This is a genomic window from Kitasatospora sp. NPDC028055 (assembly GCF_040637885.1).
Classification (GTDB): domain Bacteria; phylum Actinomycetota; class Actinomycetes; order Streptomycetales; family Streptomycetaceae; genus Kitasatospora.
In genome coordinates, this window is sequence record NZ_JBEZXE010000001.1 from 463,813 (window position 1) to 478,533 (window position 14,721).

Genomic DNA, 14,721 nt, shown 5'->3' on the forward strand with positions numbered 1-14,721 from the left:
GAGGACCCTGTGGTGCAGCTCGACGGTGAACAGGCAGCAGGCGTCGCCCGGCTCCTCTTCGAGGCCGGCTCCCTCCGGGCGTTGCCCCGCACCGGCTGGCGGCAGGACGGCATCCCCCTGTCCGCCACCGAGACCGTCGCCGAGCACAGCCACCGAACCGCCGTGATCGCCTCCACCCTCGCCGCCTTGGAGGGCGCCGACCCGGCCCGCACCACCCTGCTGGCCACCCTCCACGACGTCCCCGAAGCCCGCACCGGCGACCTCACCCCGCTCACCCGCCGGTACGTGACCGCCGCCGACCCGCGCAAGGTCACGACCGATCAGACTGCGGCGGCCCACCCGGCCGTCCAGGCCCTCTTCGCCGACGTGATCGGCGAGTTCGAGGACGGCACCACCCCCGAGGCCCGCTGCGCCAAGGACGCCGACAAACTCGACTGCCTGCTGCGCGCCGTCGAGTACCGGGCCGCTGGCGTCCCAGCGGTGCAGGGCAAGATCGACCGCTGCCGCGCCGCCCTCACCACTGCCTCGGCCCAACGCATCGCCGACGCGGCGCTCGCGCTCGACCCCACCGACTGGCAGTCCGCACCGGCCTGACGGGGCAGCCCAGTTCCTACGCTGCAGTGAGCTGCTTGGCCATCGCGCGGTTCACGAGCGGGTCGCGGCCGGGAGCGTACGAGGGGATCGGCTGGTAGCCGAGGTGTTCGTACAGGGCGAGCGCGGCCAGGTTGCGGCTGCCGGTCTCCAGGATGGCGCGTCGTGCGCCGAGCTCGTACGCCTCGTGTTCCAGGGCGCGCAGGAGCCGGCTGCCGAGGGCGAGCCCGCGGGCTGCCGGGGCGACGTACATGCGTTTGATCTCGATCGTGGCCGGGGCGACCAGGTGCCAGCCGCCGCAGGCGAGCGCCTCGTCTTGGCCGTCTGGGCGGGCGATGAGGAACAGGCCGTTCGGCGGCGCGAAGAGCGCCGGCTCGGTGGCCGCCGGGTCGTCGGCGAAGCCGTACATCGCGGTCTGCTCCGCGTGGAGTGCGGTGGTGAGGCGGCGGGCCTCGGGGTGGTCGTAGGGGACGACGGAGAGCGCGGCGGCAACGGGGCGGGCAAGACCGGTCGGCGTCATATGCCCGATAGTGCCCTGTCCACTCGGTTCAGCGCATCCTTGCCGCTCGCCGACTTGATCCGCGTTCCGGCGTGCCGGCGGATCCCGAGCAGCAGGTTGCGGCAGCGCACGGACTGGACTTCGGGCAGATGGACGGTGAGTTTCCCGAAGGTGGCGAGGGTGGCCTCGGTGTCGTGGGCCAGGAGGTGGGCCCTGGCGAGGTGGACACCGTGCAGGAAGGCGGAACGGGTGTAGCCGGTGGTGGGTCCGTGCGCGGTGATCGGTGACAGGAGGCTGTGCGCCTCCTCCAGCAGTCGGCGGCCCTTGGCGCCGGGGTTGGCCGCGGCCAGGTCCACCAGGCCCTGCCCGCTCTCGGCGGCCACCTGGTCGGCGGTGAAGTAGTAGAGCGCTGGGGGGTCGTCGTCGCGGCGGTGCTGGAGGAACGCGAGGCAGCGGTCGGTGGCCGATCGGAAGGCGTCGATGTCGCCGGCGGCGGCGTGGGCGGTGGCGAGCCGACCGAGGGCGCGGGCCCGGACGGTGGGCAGGCTCTTGGCGGCCTTTTCGACGGCGGCCTCGGCGAAGCGGATCGCGGCCGTGGGGTTGCCGGCCGCCGCGTGCTGGTAGGCGAGCATCCCGAGTACGTTGGCGACGGTGTCGTGGTCCGCGCTGGCCCGGGCGAGGCGGATCGCGACCAGCTGGTAGCGCTGGCCCGAGGCCGAGAGGTCGGCATCGAAGGCCATCCACCCGGCGAGCTGGGCGAGTCCCCCGGCGGTTCGCAGGAGCCGGGTGCCGATGTCCGGCGTGTAGCGGCTGTTCTGCAGGAGCGACAGCACGCCGTCGAGGGCGATGCGCACGTACCGCTGGGAGATGGCGCCTCCTCCGGCGGCGTCGTCGAGACGGCGCAGGTCGGCGAGGTGGGATTCCAGCAGCGTCATCATCGGCGGTAGTACGTGGTCGGTGCCGCTCTCGCGGCTGATGCTGTGGGGCTGCTGCCGGTCGGCGTCCCAGACCGCGGTGAACAGGTCACCGGACGGACGGAGCGTCGCCTGGGATGCGGGGGCAGTCGCGTTCCAGGCGGTGGCGGTGGCCAGCACGGCGGCCAGCGGGCGGCGCCCGACCAGGTCGTCGGTGACGGTCCGCTCGTCCCTGCGGGCGTCCGGCTCGGGAGTACCCCAGAGCATGGTCTGGGTGTAGGTCCGGCCGGTCCTCTCCGTCAGCACCGCGGCGGCCAGCCGGCGGACCGTCTCGGAGCGTGGTACCGAGCCGCGGCTCCAGGCGTGGGCGACGGTCAGGTCGAGTCGTCGTTCGCCGAGGCCCGCGAGCCGTCCGTTGATCTCGCGGACCAGGTCGCGCGGCGACCAGTTTGCGTATCCGAGGGCCTGGACCAGAACCGCTCCGGGGCGGTCGCCGGAGAGGGCCGTCTCGGCCCCTAGCTGGGGGTCTCCGAGCGTCATCACTCGGCGACGGTACGTCAACCAAGCTGCTGTGTGTGCGAATTCGCGGCTTTTCACGCCGACCGCGCGAAGTTCTCAACGATCGCGGCCTCCGCCTCTGCCAGTCGGCCGGCCCAGGGTGTGTCCTTGGGCATCCGCGCGGCACCAGCGGCGCGGAGGAGCACGAACCCGTACTGCCGGTGAGTGTTTCCCGACTTCGGTGATTCCTAGCGTAGTTGGCACTTCAGAAGCCCGACCTGGCACCGGAGCGATTCCGACCTGCCCATCTGCCGAGCAACCGCGGTCGCGGTCCCGCTGCCGGCGAGCAGGCCCTTTGAGGACGCTCCGGCTCACATCTTGCGGAAGGAGAACCATGGCAACCTCTGTCGGGACGCGCGGCCCGGAGCTTGCGGCGGCCCCCTCGGCGGCCACGCTGCAGTTGGTTGAGAGCGAGGTCGTCGCGGACCTGCGGGACAGCGACTTCCGGACCCGGGCCGACCTGGGCCAGCACTTCCTGCGTTCCCCGGCAGTCGCGGAGCGGCTGCTGGAGCTGGCGGGTCTGCGCGCCGGCGACTCGGTGCTGGAGGTCGGCGCGGGCCTGGGGACGCTGTCCGCTGCGGTGGCGCGGGCCGGGCACCGGATCTGGGCGGTCGAGAAGGACCCGCGGATGGCCGAGGTGCTGTGCCCGGCTCTCGAACCGTTCGGCGACCGGGCCCGGCCGATCCTGTCCGACGTCCGTGAGGTCGACCTCGACGGCGAGCTGCCCGTCGGCACGGTGTTCCTGTCGATCCTCCCGTTCGACTGGACGCTGGCCTTCGGGATCACCGCCCACGTGTTCGCATCCACCGCCAACGTGGCGCGGGGCCTGGCGGTGTTCCCCGCTGTCACGGCCGACCACACCGCCGCAGGTGACTGGTTCGGGGCGGGTCTGCGGCTGGAGGAGGTCGACGGGATCTCGCGCGGCGACTTCTGGCCCGAGGCGGCCGTGCCGCTGCGCGTCGTGTCGATCACGAGGTGCTGAGCGTGGACAGGGAATTGGCCATCAACACGGTGACGGTGGCGGCGACGGGCTGCTTCCACTCGGCGGTGCCGGACGGCTTGGGGATGCTCGCCGCCGTCCAGGGGCTGCGCGAGCTGGGCGCGCTGGTCGTGGACGTCGGTGACTTCTTCGGTGGCAGTGCCTTCCACGAGTACTCCCGGGGGCGCACGGAGGAGCGGTTGCTGGCCGATCTCTACGACGCGGTGGTGCCCGGCAACCACGACCTGGCCGACCTGATGCGGCTGCACGAGCCGGAGCGCTTCCCCCCGGTGGTGTGCGCGAACCTGACACCGCCGCCGGCCTTCGCCGGGCGGTGGGAGCGGGGCCTGCTCCTGGAGGCGGCCGGCCGGTGCATCGGGATCGTGGGCGTGCTCGGGGCCCAGGCGTTCGGGGCGGTGCCGTCCGCCGAGCGCGCCGGGTTCGTGTTCGAGGAGCCGACCGCCGCTCTGCTGGCCGCCGAGCGGGACCGGCTGCTGGAGGCGGGCGCCGAGGTGGTGCTCGGGCTGAGCCACAGCGGCTTCGAGACGGACGTGGCACTCCAACTCGCTGACGGCCCGCTGGACATCATGGTGGCCGGGCACTGCCACAGTCCGATGGGCCACTGGGCGCTCCCGCCGCGGTACGTGGCCAAGCCGCCCGAGTGCGGTGTCGGCCTGCTGCGGATCGACCTCGGCCCGGCGGAGCCCTCGTTCACCGCCAGCTACACCGGCGGCCGTGAGGTCGCGCGCGGGTCGGTCCCGGGCTACGTGCGGGAGGCCGTCGGCGCGTTCCGGGCCTGGGGAAGCACGACGATCGGCCGACTCGCTGCCCCGGTGGACGACCGCGGCCGGCTCGCCAAGTTGCTGGCCGAGCGAGGCCGGCGCGCGGCGGGAGCCGACGCCTTCGTTCTCAACCGCTACACCCTGCGCACCGGTCTGCCGCAGCACGTCGACCGGCAGACGCTCGTGGCCGCCGCGCCCTTCGACACCGAGCTGGTCGTCCTCGACAGCCCGCACACGGCTGGGGAGATCGCCGCCCTGGCCGAGGGTCTGGGCGAGAGCCCCGTGACCGCCGGGGTGACCCGCGGCCTGGGCGCTGTCGCCACCACCGCCTACCTGGCCGACCGCCTCGGCCTGCCGGCCAGCCCGCTCGACCCGCCGCGCACGCTGCGCGGCCTGCTCACCGACCACGTCAAGGAGGGGTCATGACCATGCAGTCGCTGCCCGCATCCAAGTTCCTCGACGGCCCCGTCGCACCGCACGGCTTCGCCGAGCACATCACCGGCGAGGGCGACGGCCGCGCCCTGGTCGCGTTCGACCCCGTCGACCACCGCCTGAACCAGGAACTCGCGCTCTCCCTGCTGTCCGCGCTCGGTCCCGTGCTGGCCGTCTACCCGGCCGACGGCTGCTGGAGCAGCCTCAAGGTCCGCACCGAGGCCGACCCGGGCCGCACCCACGGCACCGGGGAGAACCGGCTGCACGTCGACCTCGTCGACCGCGACCTCATCCCGCGCTACATCGCGCTGTACTGCGAGCGCGCCGACCCGGCAGGGGGCGGGGCCTCGGCCCTGGCCGACCTGTGGGCCGCCGCCGCCGAACTCGGCGACGCCGAACGGGCGCTGCTCCAGCAGCCGGTGTTCCGGTATTGGACCGACGAGGGTGTGCACGGCGTCGGCCAGGGACTGGAGCGCTTCGCGGTCCTGCCCGAGCAGCTGGAGCCGGGCCTGCCGATCCGGTTCACCAGCAAGATGCACCCGCACCTGCTGCGCGGCGAGCTCGTCGACGGCACCGCCGCCGACCGGCAGGAGGCGGCGACCGCGTTCGGCGCCCTCGCCGAGGCCGCGCTGCGCCACCGCTCCGAGGTCCGGCTCAGCCCCGGGCAGCTCCTGGTCTTCGACCAGCTGCGCTGGGCCCACGGCCGGATGCCGCTCGGCGAGGGCCAGGGGACGATCGAGCTCGGACAGCGGCGGCTGCTGCGGCAGACCTACGTGCAAGGTGGCACCCGGTGATCCTCACCGGCCCCGCCATCGGCGAGGCGGTCGCGGCCGGCCACATCACCATCGACCCGTACCTTCCCCGGCAGTCGAACCCCAACAGCCACGGCTACCGGCTCGGCCCCACCCTCAAGGTGTTCACCCGCACCCCCGTAGACCCGCACACCAGCCCGCCCACCCGGACGATCACCATCCCGCGCCGTGGCTACCGGCTGCGGCCCGGCCGGGTCTACCTCGGCTCCACCGTGGAGCGCATCGGCTCCGACCGCTACGTCACCAGCCTGATCGGCCGGTCCTCCGTCGGGCGCCTCGGCCTGTTCACCCAGATCAGCGCCGACCTCGCCCAGCTCGGCGCTGTCCACTGCTGGACGCTGGAGATCGTCGTCACCCAGCCGCTCAGGGTGTACGCGGGCATGGTCATCGGCCAGGTGTCCTTCTGGGACGCGGTCGGCGACCGCCTGCCGTACGCCGGCTACTACGGCACCCTCAGCGCCCCCTCCCCGTTCGCTCCCCACGCCCTGGCCGGCGGCAGCGCCGTCGGCCCCTCTGCGGAGGTGACCGCCGCGTGATCCTCACCGGCCCCCAGATCGGAGCGGAGGTCAAGGAGGGGCGGATCACCATCACCCCGTTCGACGCCTCGCTCCTGAGCCCCAACTCCTACGACTTCCACCTCAGTTCGGACATCGGCTGGTACGCCCGGCGCTGGTGGGGAGGCCGCACCCTCGACTGCCGCCGGTCCAACCGCTTCGTACGCTCCACCATCCCCGAGGAAGGCATGGTCCTGCGCCCCGGCCGGATCTACCTCGCCTCCACCGCCGAGGAGATCGGCTCCGAGCACTTCGTGCCGATCATCCGGGCCCGCTCCTCCACCGCCCGCACCGGCCTGTTCGTCCACTGCACCGCCGACCTGATCGACCTCGGGTCGCTCGGTCGGCTGACCCTGCAGTTCCACGCCGTGCAGCCGGTCCGGGTCTACCCCGGCCAGCGCATCGGTCAGGCGACCTTCTGGGTGCCCACCGGCCGCCGGGAGCTGTACTCCGGCAAGTACCAGGGCAGCACCCTGCCGGAGCCCTCGCAGATCTGGCGCGACTTCGAGGAGGAGGAGGCCCGTGGCGCCGCCGCGTGAACACGTCGTCGCGGTGGTCGCGCACCCCGACGACGCCGAGCTGATGTGCTACGGCACCCTGCACCGCTACCTGGAGCACGGCGCGACGGTCACCGTCGTCGTCGTCACCACCGGGGTCAACGGCGTCTCCCTCGCCGACCGCAACCGCGGCGTCAGCCTCAGCGACCGGGAGCGGGAGGCCGAATCGGCGGCCTCCTACGAGGGCAGCGGGATCGACCTGCTGCCCCTGGGCTTCACCGACGGCGCCCTGGTGCCCGACCGCCAGCTGGTCTCCAGCATCGAGGCGGAACTCGTGCGCCTGGGCTGCACCGTCCTGATCACCCACAGCCTGCACGCCGGCCCCGACCACCAGGACCACCTCGCCGTCGCCCAGGCCGCCGTCAACGCCGCGACCCGCGTCGCCACCTGCACCACGATCCTGCACGGCCAACCCCACGCCCCCCGGGGCGACTTCCACCCCACCGTGCTGGTGGACATCACCGACCTGCTCCCCGACAAGGTCAAGGCCCTCACCGAGCACCAGAGCCAGGCCGGCCGCTGGTACCTCAGCGAGGACTTCACCCACCACCGAGCCGCCGAGGCCGGCTGGAGCCTCGCCCCGGTCCAGGCCGCCGCCGGCCGCCGCTTCGAGGCGTTCGAGACGTCCCTGATCACCCTGCTCGTCCCCGAGGGGGACCGATGAACCACCGGCTCTACATCGAGCAGCCGCCGTTCGCGCCGTGGCTCGGCTTCTGCGAGGCCCTGTTCGCGTGCCGGACCGTCGCCCTGTACGACAACGTGCAGTACGAGGACGGCGGCTTCCAGAACCGCAACCGGATCAAGACCCCCGACGGCGTCCGGTGGCTGACCGTCCCGGTGGTCAAGAACCACGGCCAGCTGATCAAGGACGTGCGGATCGCCGACACCTTCGACCCGCAGGGCATGCTCCGGCGGATGCGGCTGGCCTACGGCCGCAGCCGCCACCTCGACGAAGTGCTACAAATACTCGCCCCGCCGCTCGCCGCCGGGCACCGGTGGCTGCTCGACCTCAACCTCGAGCTGACCACCGGCCTTGCGGTCGCCCTCGGCGCGCCCGCCGACCTCACCCTCACGTCCCGGCTCCCGATCGACCCGGAGGCCGACCGCACCGGCCGGATCGTCCGGATCTGCCGCGCGGCCGGGGCCGACGAGCTGTGGGCCGGCTCCGGAACCCGCGGCTACCTCGACCCGGCCGACCTCGCCGCCGACGGCATCGCCGTCACCTGGACCGAGTACCTGCCCCGGCACCCCGCCTACGAGCAGGCGTGGCCGCAGCAGGGGTTCGCGCCGAACCTGTCCGTCCTCGATGTGGCCAGCGCGATCGGCTGGGCCGGAACCTCCGCCCTGCTGCGCTCCGGCCTCGCCACCTACCTCGACTCCCTCCAGCAGGAAGGACAGCCCGCATGACCAGGGTGCACATCACCACCGGCATCGACCTGCCGCTGGAGCCCTCCTGCGGCTCCATGATCTTCTGCTCCGACCTGTACCGGGAGATGGCCGACCGCGCCCGCACCGCGTTCCTCGCGCTCCCGCCCACCGACCCCACCTGGCAGCACGGCTTCGAGGAGACCGTGCTCGCCAACGCCACCAAGGCCCCCTACGGCCCCGGCTTCGGCGCCTACGTCGACGCCCTGACCACCGAGGTCCGCCGGCACCTGGACCAGGCCCGCCCCGACGTCATCCACGCTCAGCACCTCGGCTTCGGGCTCGCCCTCGCCTTCGTCCGCGCCGCCCAGGGCACCCCCGTCGTCGCCATCGCCCACGGCACCGACGTCATCGCCGCCGCCTCCGACCCGCTCGCCCGCGACGTCCTCACCGAGATCGTCGCGGGCGCGACCACCGTCGTCGCCCCGAACACCGCCCTCGCCGAGAAGATCGGCGAACTGACCGGCCACCACTACCGCGAGAAGACGGCTCTCGTCCCCTGGGGCATCCCCCTCGCCCGCGCCGCCCGGCCCCTGCACCCCACCCACACCCACACCCTGCGGCTGCTGCACGCCGGCCGCCTGGACGCCAACAAGTCCACGGCCACCGCGATCGAGGCGATGGCGCTCACCGACGAGCGGCACGAACTCACCGTCATCGGCAGCGGCCCCGAGCGGGACGCCCTCCAGCAGCTCACCCGGGAACTCGGCCTGAGCGACCGCATCCGCTTCGCACCGTTCCAGCCCCGCCGGGCACTGTGGGAGCGCTTCGCGGACTTCGACGCCTTCCTCTTCACCACCAGCGGTCTGGAAGCGTTCGGCCTGGTCGCCATCGAGGCCCAGGCCCACGCACTGCCCGTCGTCTACTCCGACGTCGCAGGCATGAACCAGACCCTCGGCGCCGCCGGCCTGCCCTACGCCCCCGGCGACGCCGCCCAGCTCGCCGAGGCGATCGACAAGCTCGCCGCCGACCACGCGCTCCGCACCGGCCTGAGCACGGCGGGACTGGCCAACGCCTCCTGCTACGACATCGCCCACAGCGCCCGACGGCTCACCACCGTCACCCGCGACGCGATCGGAGCCGCGTGAGATACATCGAGGTCCCGTGACGCGCCCGCCCGGCGCCTCTTCTCCCCCATATACGCACGGAGGACCCAGTTGCCGATCCCTGCTCTGACCGTCAGCACCGCCGGGCGCCCCGGCCACCCCGACACACCCACCGAGGACCGGGCCGGCCACTGGCTCAGCCCCGACGGCCGCCTGGCCATCGCGGTGGTCGCCGACGGCGTCACCACCACCGACACGACCACCGCCCCTGGCGGCGCCGCCTACGCCGACGCCTTGGTCGCCAACATCCTCGACCTCGCCCAAGACCCCGGCACGCCGCTGAACCGCGCCCTCGCCGGCGCCATCGGCGTCACCGCCGCCCAGCAGCACCTCAAGGGCCCGGACCGGCCCGGCACCACCCGGCAAGCCACCGCCGGCCTCGTCCGCGTGCGGCCGGGCCGCACCGAGGTGACCGTGCTCGGCGACTGCACCGTGGTCCTCCTGCGCCGGGACGGCCTGCCGCCGATCGTCGTCACCGACCCCCGGCTGCAGGCGATCACCGCCACGATGCCGCTGCGCCGCCGCCAGCACGAGCGCCTCACCAGTGGCGAGGGCACGATCGGCGACCCGGAAGACCGCCGACTCACTGCGGAGATCATGCGCGAGCTGGAAGAGCGGGTCAACCGACCCGACGGGTACTGGGTCGCCGGCGCCCTCCCCAAGGCCGGGATGCGGGCCGTCACCGCGACCGTCGAGACCCGGGACGTCACCGACATCCTCCTCGCCACCGACGGCGGCGCCCGCTCCGTTGACACCTACCGGATACACACCTGGAGCCAGGTCGCGCGGATGTGCCGCGGCGGCGGCCCGGCCTCCGTCCTCGACGAGATCCTGCGGGCGGGCGAGGCCGACCGCTGCGGCAGGGCCGCCCCCCGCGCAAAGGTGCACGACGACGCGATGCTCACCCACATCGAACTGCCGATGGGATACAGCCGGTGCTGACCACCCCCGCCCTCCCGACCGCCCCGATCTACACCTCCCGCTTGTTCCCCGCGCCCCGCCCCCGCGCCACCGACCCCACCGCCCCGACGTGGGAGCTGCTCGAACACCTCGGCCTCGTCGGCCGCACCGACGCCGCCGGCGTGCACACCCTGCTCCCGCTCGGCCTGCGCGTACGCGGCCAGCTCGACCGGATCACCCGCGACGCCTTCGAGCACCACGGCTTCAACAGCGTCTCCCTGCCCACCCTCCAGAGCCGGACCCTGTGGGAGGAGTCCGGCCGGTGGAAGGTCTACACCGACGAGGGCGCGCTGATCACCACCCGCGTCGGCGGCACCGACATGTGCCTCGCGCCGACCTCCGAGGAGATGGCCGTCGCCACCGTACGGCCCCACCTTCGCTCCCATCGCGACTTGCCGGTGCGCCTGGCACTCAACACCACGAAGTTCCGCGACGAGACCTCCCCCCGCGGTGGGCTCATGCGCGGACGCGAGTTCACCATGGCCGACGCCTACACCTTCGACGCCGACCGGGCGGGCATGCTGGAGTCGATCAGCCTGCTCAACCGGGCCTGCAACGACGCCCTCACCGGCATCGGCCTGCACGGCGTCTTCCAAGCCCCGGCCGACGGCGGGGCCATCTCCGCCGGCCCGACCACCGAGCACCTCGTCCTCGCCGACTTCGGTCAGAGCAACATCCTCGCCTGCGACCACTGCGGCCACCGCGGCGACGGCGGCATCCTCAGCGCCACGTTCCCCGAGACCTCCACCCCCGGCGAACCCGTCGTCAACGTGATCGTCTTCGCCGTCACCGGCCCGGACGGCACCACCAGGCCCACCGCGGTCTGCATCCGCTCCGACCTCACCATCAGCACCCGCAAGCTCGCCGCCGCCCTCGGACCCGGCCAGCACATCGAACTCCTCAACCCCGAGGAGCTGCCCGGCCTGCTCGGCAAGAGCGCAGGCACCCTCACCCCCTGGGACTGCACCGGGATCGGCGTCGTCCACGACCGCTCCGTCAGCGGCCTCGACCGCTTCACCATCGCCGATGGCCCCGACGACCTGCGCACCGGCGCATCGTGGTCCGGGGCCGCCGGCCTGCCCCCGCTCGACCTCCACCCCGCCGACGTCCATGCCGCCGCCGACGGCCTCGACTGCGGACGATGCCCCGCCGGCCGCTACCGCACCACCGAGGCTGTCGAGGTGGCGCACGTCTTCGAACTCGGCACCCAGTACTCCGCCAAGATGGGCCTGACCTTCACCGGCGACGACGGCACCCCGCGCTCCCCCCTCATGGGCTGCTCCGGCATCGGTCTCACTCGCTGCATCCAGACCCTGGCCGGCGTCCACCGCGACGCCGATGGCCTGCGCTGGAAGCACGGCACCGGACCTGCCGACGTCCACCTGGTCGTCCTGCGCTCCGACCTGACCGAGCAGCAGGAGCGCACCGACCGCACTGTCCAGCAGCTCCACCGCCTCGGACTGCGGCTCCTCGTCGACGACCGCCCCCTGCCCGCCGGGGAGAAGTTCCGGTACGCCCAGGCGCTAGGCGTGCCCACCGCCCTCGTGCTCTCCCCCCGGCACGCCGCGGGCGAGCTGGAGACGGTTGACCGCTGGACCGGGCGCACCAACGCCATCTCGACCGACAGCCTCCACACCCTGCAGAGGACCAGCCCCTGACCTGACGACCGCCCACGGCAATTCCGGCATCGGACGAGGAAATACCCGATGCCGGAATTGCCATGCCCGAATTTAATTCCCAGAACCGCAAAATTCAGCATTGACCCACGGCGCACCAATGCGATAGCTTTCTTTTCACCACGGGCTGGAGCTCAACGGAAGAGCACGGCATAAGTGTTGCCGAGGAGCTGGTTCGAATCCAGCCAGCCCGACCACCGCATATCCCGCACGGTCCACGCCTGCCAAGGCGGCGCTGCGAAGCCCTCGACACGGAGGTCGATCCGCGCCGGGCGGGCGGCCCCGTACTCAACCGCCGATCACACTCCGACACAGGCCGGAAATTCGGGCAGTCAGAAGCCAGGATTTCCGGACCGGGTGGAATTCCCCTCGAATCCTGTTACGCTTCACCGCGTGAAGCTGAAGATTGGAATCACAGGGGGTGCGAGCGCCGGCCACGTCGTTCCCGCTCTCGCGGTCGCCGCCGAGCTGCAACGTGCAGAATGCGAACTCGTCTATTTCGGTCGCGCCGACAGCATCGAAGCGGACCTCGCGGCGAAGGCCGGGATCCGGCTCGCGACCGTCCCCTCAGCCGGGCTACAGCGCTTCCGGTCCTGGAGCAACATCACCATGCCGGTGACCGTCGCCCGCGGGGTGTTCACCGCCTGGCGGGCGATGCGGCGCGAGCGGCCCGACGTCGTCTTCAGCAAGGGCAGCTACGTGTCGGTGCCGGTCGGGGTCGCCGCGTGGCTCAACCGCATCCCCCTGGCCATCCACGAGTCCGACCACACCCTCGGCCTGGCGAACCGGATCCTCGCCCGCTTCGCCACCACGGTCTTCCTCGCCGAGGACACCCCCGGTCTACCCCGGTGGCTCCAGCGCAAGGCAGCGGTCACCGGACTTCCCCTGCGCGACGACCTCGCCGACGGCCGGCCCGAGAGCCTCCGCGCCCGGCTCGGCATCCCGGCCGGACTGCCGGTCCTGCTCGTCTTCTGCGGCAGCAGCGGCTCCCGCCGCGTCAACGACGCCATCCGCCACCAACTCGGAGCACTGACGGCGCACTTCTCCGTCGTCCACATCTGCGGTCGCGGCAACCTCGACCCGGCCCTGGCCTCCGCGCCCGGCTACTGGCAGCTGGAGTACCTCCACGACGACATGGTCGACGCCCTCTGGCTCGCCGACCTCGTCATCGGCCGCGCTGGCGCCACCACCCTCGCCGAGCTCGGGGCCCTGTCCAAGCCTGCCGTGCTCGTCCCGCTGCCGGCCTCCGTCAGCCGCGGCGACCAGCTCGACAACGCGAAGGCGTACGCGCAGCACGCCACGTGCGTCGTCGTGGCCGACGAGGAGATGGCCGAAGGGACGCCCCTGCATCGCGCCTGCGAGCAGCTGCTGCCCGCACTCGGCGGCGCCCGCCACCGTCCCGACCCCGAGGCCGTCCGTCGCACAGCACGGGACATCGCAACCAGGACGATCGCTCTCGCCCGCCCGCGCGGCCGGCACGCCCGCTGAGCCGCCCGAGCCTCAGGCCAGGCCCTCCGGGAGGGTGCCGCGGAAGAGGACGTGCACGTGCAGGTGCTTCGACTCCTGGTACGCGCCCTCGTTCGTCACCACGCACGCGGCGCCGTACTCCTCGCGCACCCGCGCCGCGACCTGCCGAACCACCCGGAAGACGTCCGCGAGGTCCTCTTCGGTGCCGTCGCCGAGATCCACCAGTGAGGGGATGTGCTTCCTCGGGACGACCACGATCTGCACCGGGTAGGAGGGCCTGGTGTGCTCGAAGGCGAGCACGGTGTCGGTCTCCTCCACTACCTTCACCGGCGTCCGGCCGTTCAGCGCCTCGTTGCAGTAGAAGTCCGAAACCGTCGCGCTCGGCCCCGTCATAGTCGTCACAGTTGCACCTGTCTTCACGACCACCGCGCGGCCCTAGCCCTTGGCGCCAAGATCCACTGCTGCAGTCAGGGTTGATCGGTCAGCGACCCAGACTATCCTCGGCAGCTGATTGGCACTCACATGCCTTGAATTGCATGACAATCACAGCAGCCGTGGCACGGAGGCGATGAGCCTCGGGGTCGCCAGCATCAGCGAGTGCCGCCGTCGATCTGCGTGCTGTCCGTCGCGCCAGCGACAGGGGCCGGCGGCGGGGTAACGCCGGTCAGTTCACGTGCGCGGTCGTCAAGGAGCGGAGCCAGCTCGGGGTAGTAGCCGCGGTGAACCGCTTGGAGCATCTCCGCCAGAGCGACCAGCTGGCCCACTCGACCAGCGGGAGACCCCAGAACGTCCGCGAACTCTTCTCGGATGCGGTGGGCCACGGCCGGCACCAGCAGACTGCTGACCCACAGGACCGCGGGGTCGTAACCGACCGGCACCAGGCCCCAGCGTTCCCAGTCGAGGATCTTGAGCGGCCGGGCGGTCAGGTTGGCCCACTGGAGATCACCGTGGCCGGCGATCCGCTCGATTTCGACGGGAGCCGGGATACCGAGGTACTTCGGGAAAGCCTCTTCTACCCAGCTCTGGCGGAGAGTGATCTTCGTGCTTGGCGCTGCCCCGATGTCTGCGAGAGCGCTCCGCAGCCCAGCCCACCAGTCGGCGCCCAAGCCAGGGTCTTCGTGGAGGTCCGGGGTCGAGGACACCGCCGGTCCCGCCAAGTCGAACACGTCGGCCTGGTAGAACGAGCCGTTCTCCGTCCAGTCCAGGGTGTCGTGGAGCCGGGGGCGAGGGACAGTCGCAGGGACCAGCTGTTCAGCACCGAGGGCGCCCTGGCCGGCAGCCCGGGGCGCCCGTAGACGGCTGCTTCTGGAGACCCTGAGCCAGACTTTCTCGGCAGGGCGGCCTACGGTCGTTCCAGAAGTGCCGAAGACCGGCGGTCCGGTGCACGCCAGGCCGAGGAACCGGGCGGC

General features: G+C 72.3%; 16 protein-coding genes and 1 tRNA gene. 13 read left to right on the top strand and 4 right to left on the bottom strand.

Annotated features, from left to right (window positions below; genetic code table 11):
- The first annotated feature begins 9 nt into the window (after nucleotides 1-9).
- Nucleotides 10-594, top strand: a complete 585-nt coding sequence (locus AB0F71_RS02305; RefSeq protein WP_360226792.1) for an HD domain-containing protein — start codon at nucleotides 10-12, stop codon at nucleotides 592-594.
- A 16-nt stretch (nucleotides 595-610) separates the two neighbouring features.
- Here AB0F71_RS02305 and AB0F71_RS02310 read toward each other — a convergent pair whose 3' ends face one another.
- On the bottom strand, nucleotides 611-1,111 hold the full coding sequence (locus tag AB0F71_RS02310; protein WP_360226795.1) for a GNAT family N-acetyltransferase: 501 nt from the start codon (nucleotides 1,109-1,111) through the stop codon (nucleotides 611-613).
- The gene (locus AB0F71_RS02315) at nucleotides 1,108-2,544 is read right to left on the bottom strand and encodes a hypothetical protein (RefSeq protein ID WP_360226798.1); all 1,437 of its coding nucleotides are present in this window, start codon (nucleotides 2,542-2,544) and stop codon (nucleotides 1,108-1,110) included. The genes AB0F71_RS02310 and AB0F71_RS02315 overlap by 4 nt, the downstream gene beginning before the upstream one ends.
- A 352-nt stretch (nucleotides 2,545-2,896) precedes the next feature.
- Between AB0F71_RS02315 and AB0F71_RS02320 the strand changes: the two genes are divergently transcribed.
- The 12 genes from AB0F71_RS02320 (at nucleotide 2,897) to AB0F71_RS02375 (ending at nucleotide 13,333) form a co-directional block, all read left to right on the top strand.
- Nucleotides 2,897-3,544 carry an rRNA adenine N-6-methyltransferase family protein gene (locus AB0F71_RS02320; RefSeq protein ID WP_360226801.1) on the top strand — a complete coding sequence of 216 codons (648 nt, stop codon included), beginning with the start codon at nucleotides 2,897-2,899 and terminating at the stop codon, nucleotides 3,542-3,544.
- Between the two features lie 2 nt (nucleotides 3,545-3,546).
- Nucleotides 3,547-4,749, top strand: a complete 1,203-nt coding sequence (locus tag AB0F71_RS02325; RefSeq protein WP_360226804.1) for a metallophosphoesterase — start codon at nucleotides 3,547-3,549, stop codon at nucleotides 4,747-4,749.
- Nucleotides 4,746-5,549: a TauD/TfdA family dioxygenase gene (locus AB0F71_RS02330; RefSeq protein ID WP_360226807.1), complete on the top strand. Its 804-nt coding sequence runs from the start codon at nucleotides 4,746-4,748 to the stop codon at nucleotides 5,547-5,549. The genes AB0F71_RS02325 and AB0F71_RS02330 overlap by 4 nt, the downstream gene beginning before the upstream one ends.
- A complete protein-coding gene (locus AB0F71_RS02335) occupies nucleotides 5,546-6,103 on the top strand; it encodes a deoxycytidine deaminase (RefSeq protein WP_360226810.1) in 558 nt (185 codons plus the stop codon). The genes AB0F71_RS02330 and AB0F71_RS02335 overlap by 4 nt, the downstream gene beginning before the upstream one ends.
- Complete coding sequence (locus tag AB0F71_RS02340; protein ID WP_360226813.1) at nucleotides 6,100-6,660, top strand: dCTP deaminase; 561 nt, start codon at nucleotides 6,100-6,102, stop codon at nucleotides 6,658-6,660. Before AB0F71_RS02335 ends, AB0F71_RS02340 begins: the two co-directional genes overlap by 4 nt.
- On the top strand, nucleotides 6,644-7,342 hold the full coding sequence (locus tag AB0F71_RS02345; protein ID WP_360226816.1) for a PIG-L family deacetylase: 699 nt from the start codon (nucleotides 6,644-6,646) through the stop codon (nucleotides 7,340-7,342). Before AB0F71_RS02340 ends, AB0F71_RS02345 begins: the two co-directional genes overlap by 17 nt.
- Complete coding sequence (locus AB0F71_RS02350; RefSeq protein ID WP_360226819.1) at nucleotides 7,339-8,085, top strand: WbqC family protein; 747 nt, start codon at nucleotides 7,339-7,341, stop codon at nucleotides 8,083-8,085. The genes AB0F71_RS02345 and AB0F71_RS02350 overlap by 4 nt, the downstream gene beginning before the upstream one ends.
- Nucleotides 8,082-9,191: a glycosyltransferase family 4 protein gene (locus tag AB0F71_RS02355; protein WP_360226822.1), complete on the top strand. Its 1,110-nt coding sequence runs from the start codon at nucleotides 8,082-8,084 to the stop codon at nucleotides 9,189-9,191. Before AB0F71_RS02350 ends, AB0F71_RS02355 begins: the two co-directional genes overlap by 4 nt.
- 69 nt (nucleotides 9,192-9,260) lie before the next feature.
- Nucleotides 9,261-10,151 carry a protein phosphatase 2C domain-containing protein gene (locus tag AB0F71_RS02360; protein WP_360226825.1) on the top strand — a complete coding sequence of 297 codons (891 nt, stop codon included), beginning with the start codon at nucleotides 9,261-9,263 and terminating at the stop codon, nucleotides 10,149-10,151.
- Entirely contained in the window at nucleotides 10,145-11,827 is a 1,683-nt protein-coding gene (locus AB0F71_RS02365) for an aminoacyl--tRNA ligase-related protein (RefSeq protein WP_360226828.1), read from the top strand. Before AB0F71_RS02360 ends, AB0F71_RS02365 begins: the two co-directional genes overlap by 7 nt.
- 141 nt (nucleotides 11,828-11,968) lie before the next feature.
- A tRNA-Thr gene (locus AB0F71_RS02370) sits at nucleotides 11,969-12,042 on the top strand.
- Between the two features lie 196 nt (nucleotides 12,043-12,238).
- Nucleotides 12,239-13,333: a UDP-N-acetylglucosamine--N-acetylmuramyl-(pentapeptide) pyrophosphoryl-undecaprenol N-acetylglucosamine transferase gene (locus AB0F71_RS02375; protein ID WP_360226831.1), complete on the top strand. Its 1,095-nt coding sequence runs from the start codon at nucleotides 12,239-12,241 to the stop codon at nucleotides 13,331-13,333.
- Nucleotides 13,334-13,345: 12 nt separating this feature from the next.
- On the opposite strand, the gene AB0F71_RS02380 is transcribed toward AB0F71_RS02375, so the two are convergent.
- On the bottom strand, nucleotides 13,346-13,705 hold the full coding sequence (locus AB0F71_RS02380; RefSeq protein ID WP_360226834.1) for an HIT domain-containing protein: 360 nt from the start codon (nucleotides 13,703-13,705) through the stop codon (nucleotides 13,346-13,348).
- 197 nt (nucleotides 13,706-13,902) lie between these two features.
- Nucleotides 13,903-14,478, bottom strand: coding sequence for a hypothetical protein (locus tag AB0F71_RS02385; RefSeq protein ID WP_360226837.1), 576 nt, complete (start codon nucleotides 14,476-14,478; stop codon nucleotides 13,903-13,905).
- Nucleotides 14,479-14,721: the final 243 nt, after the last annotated feature.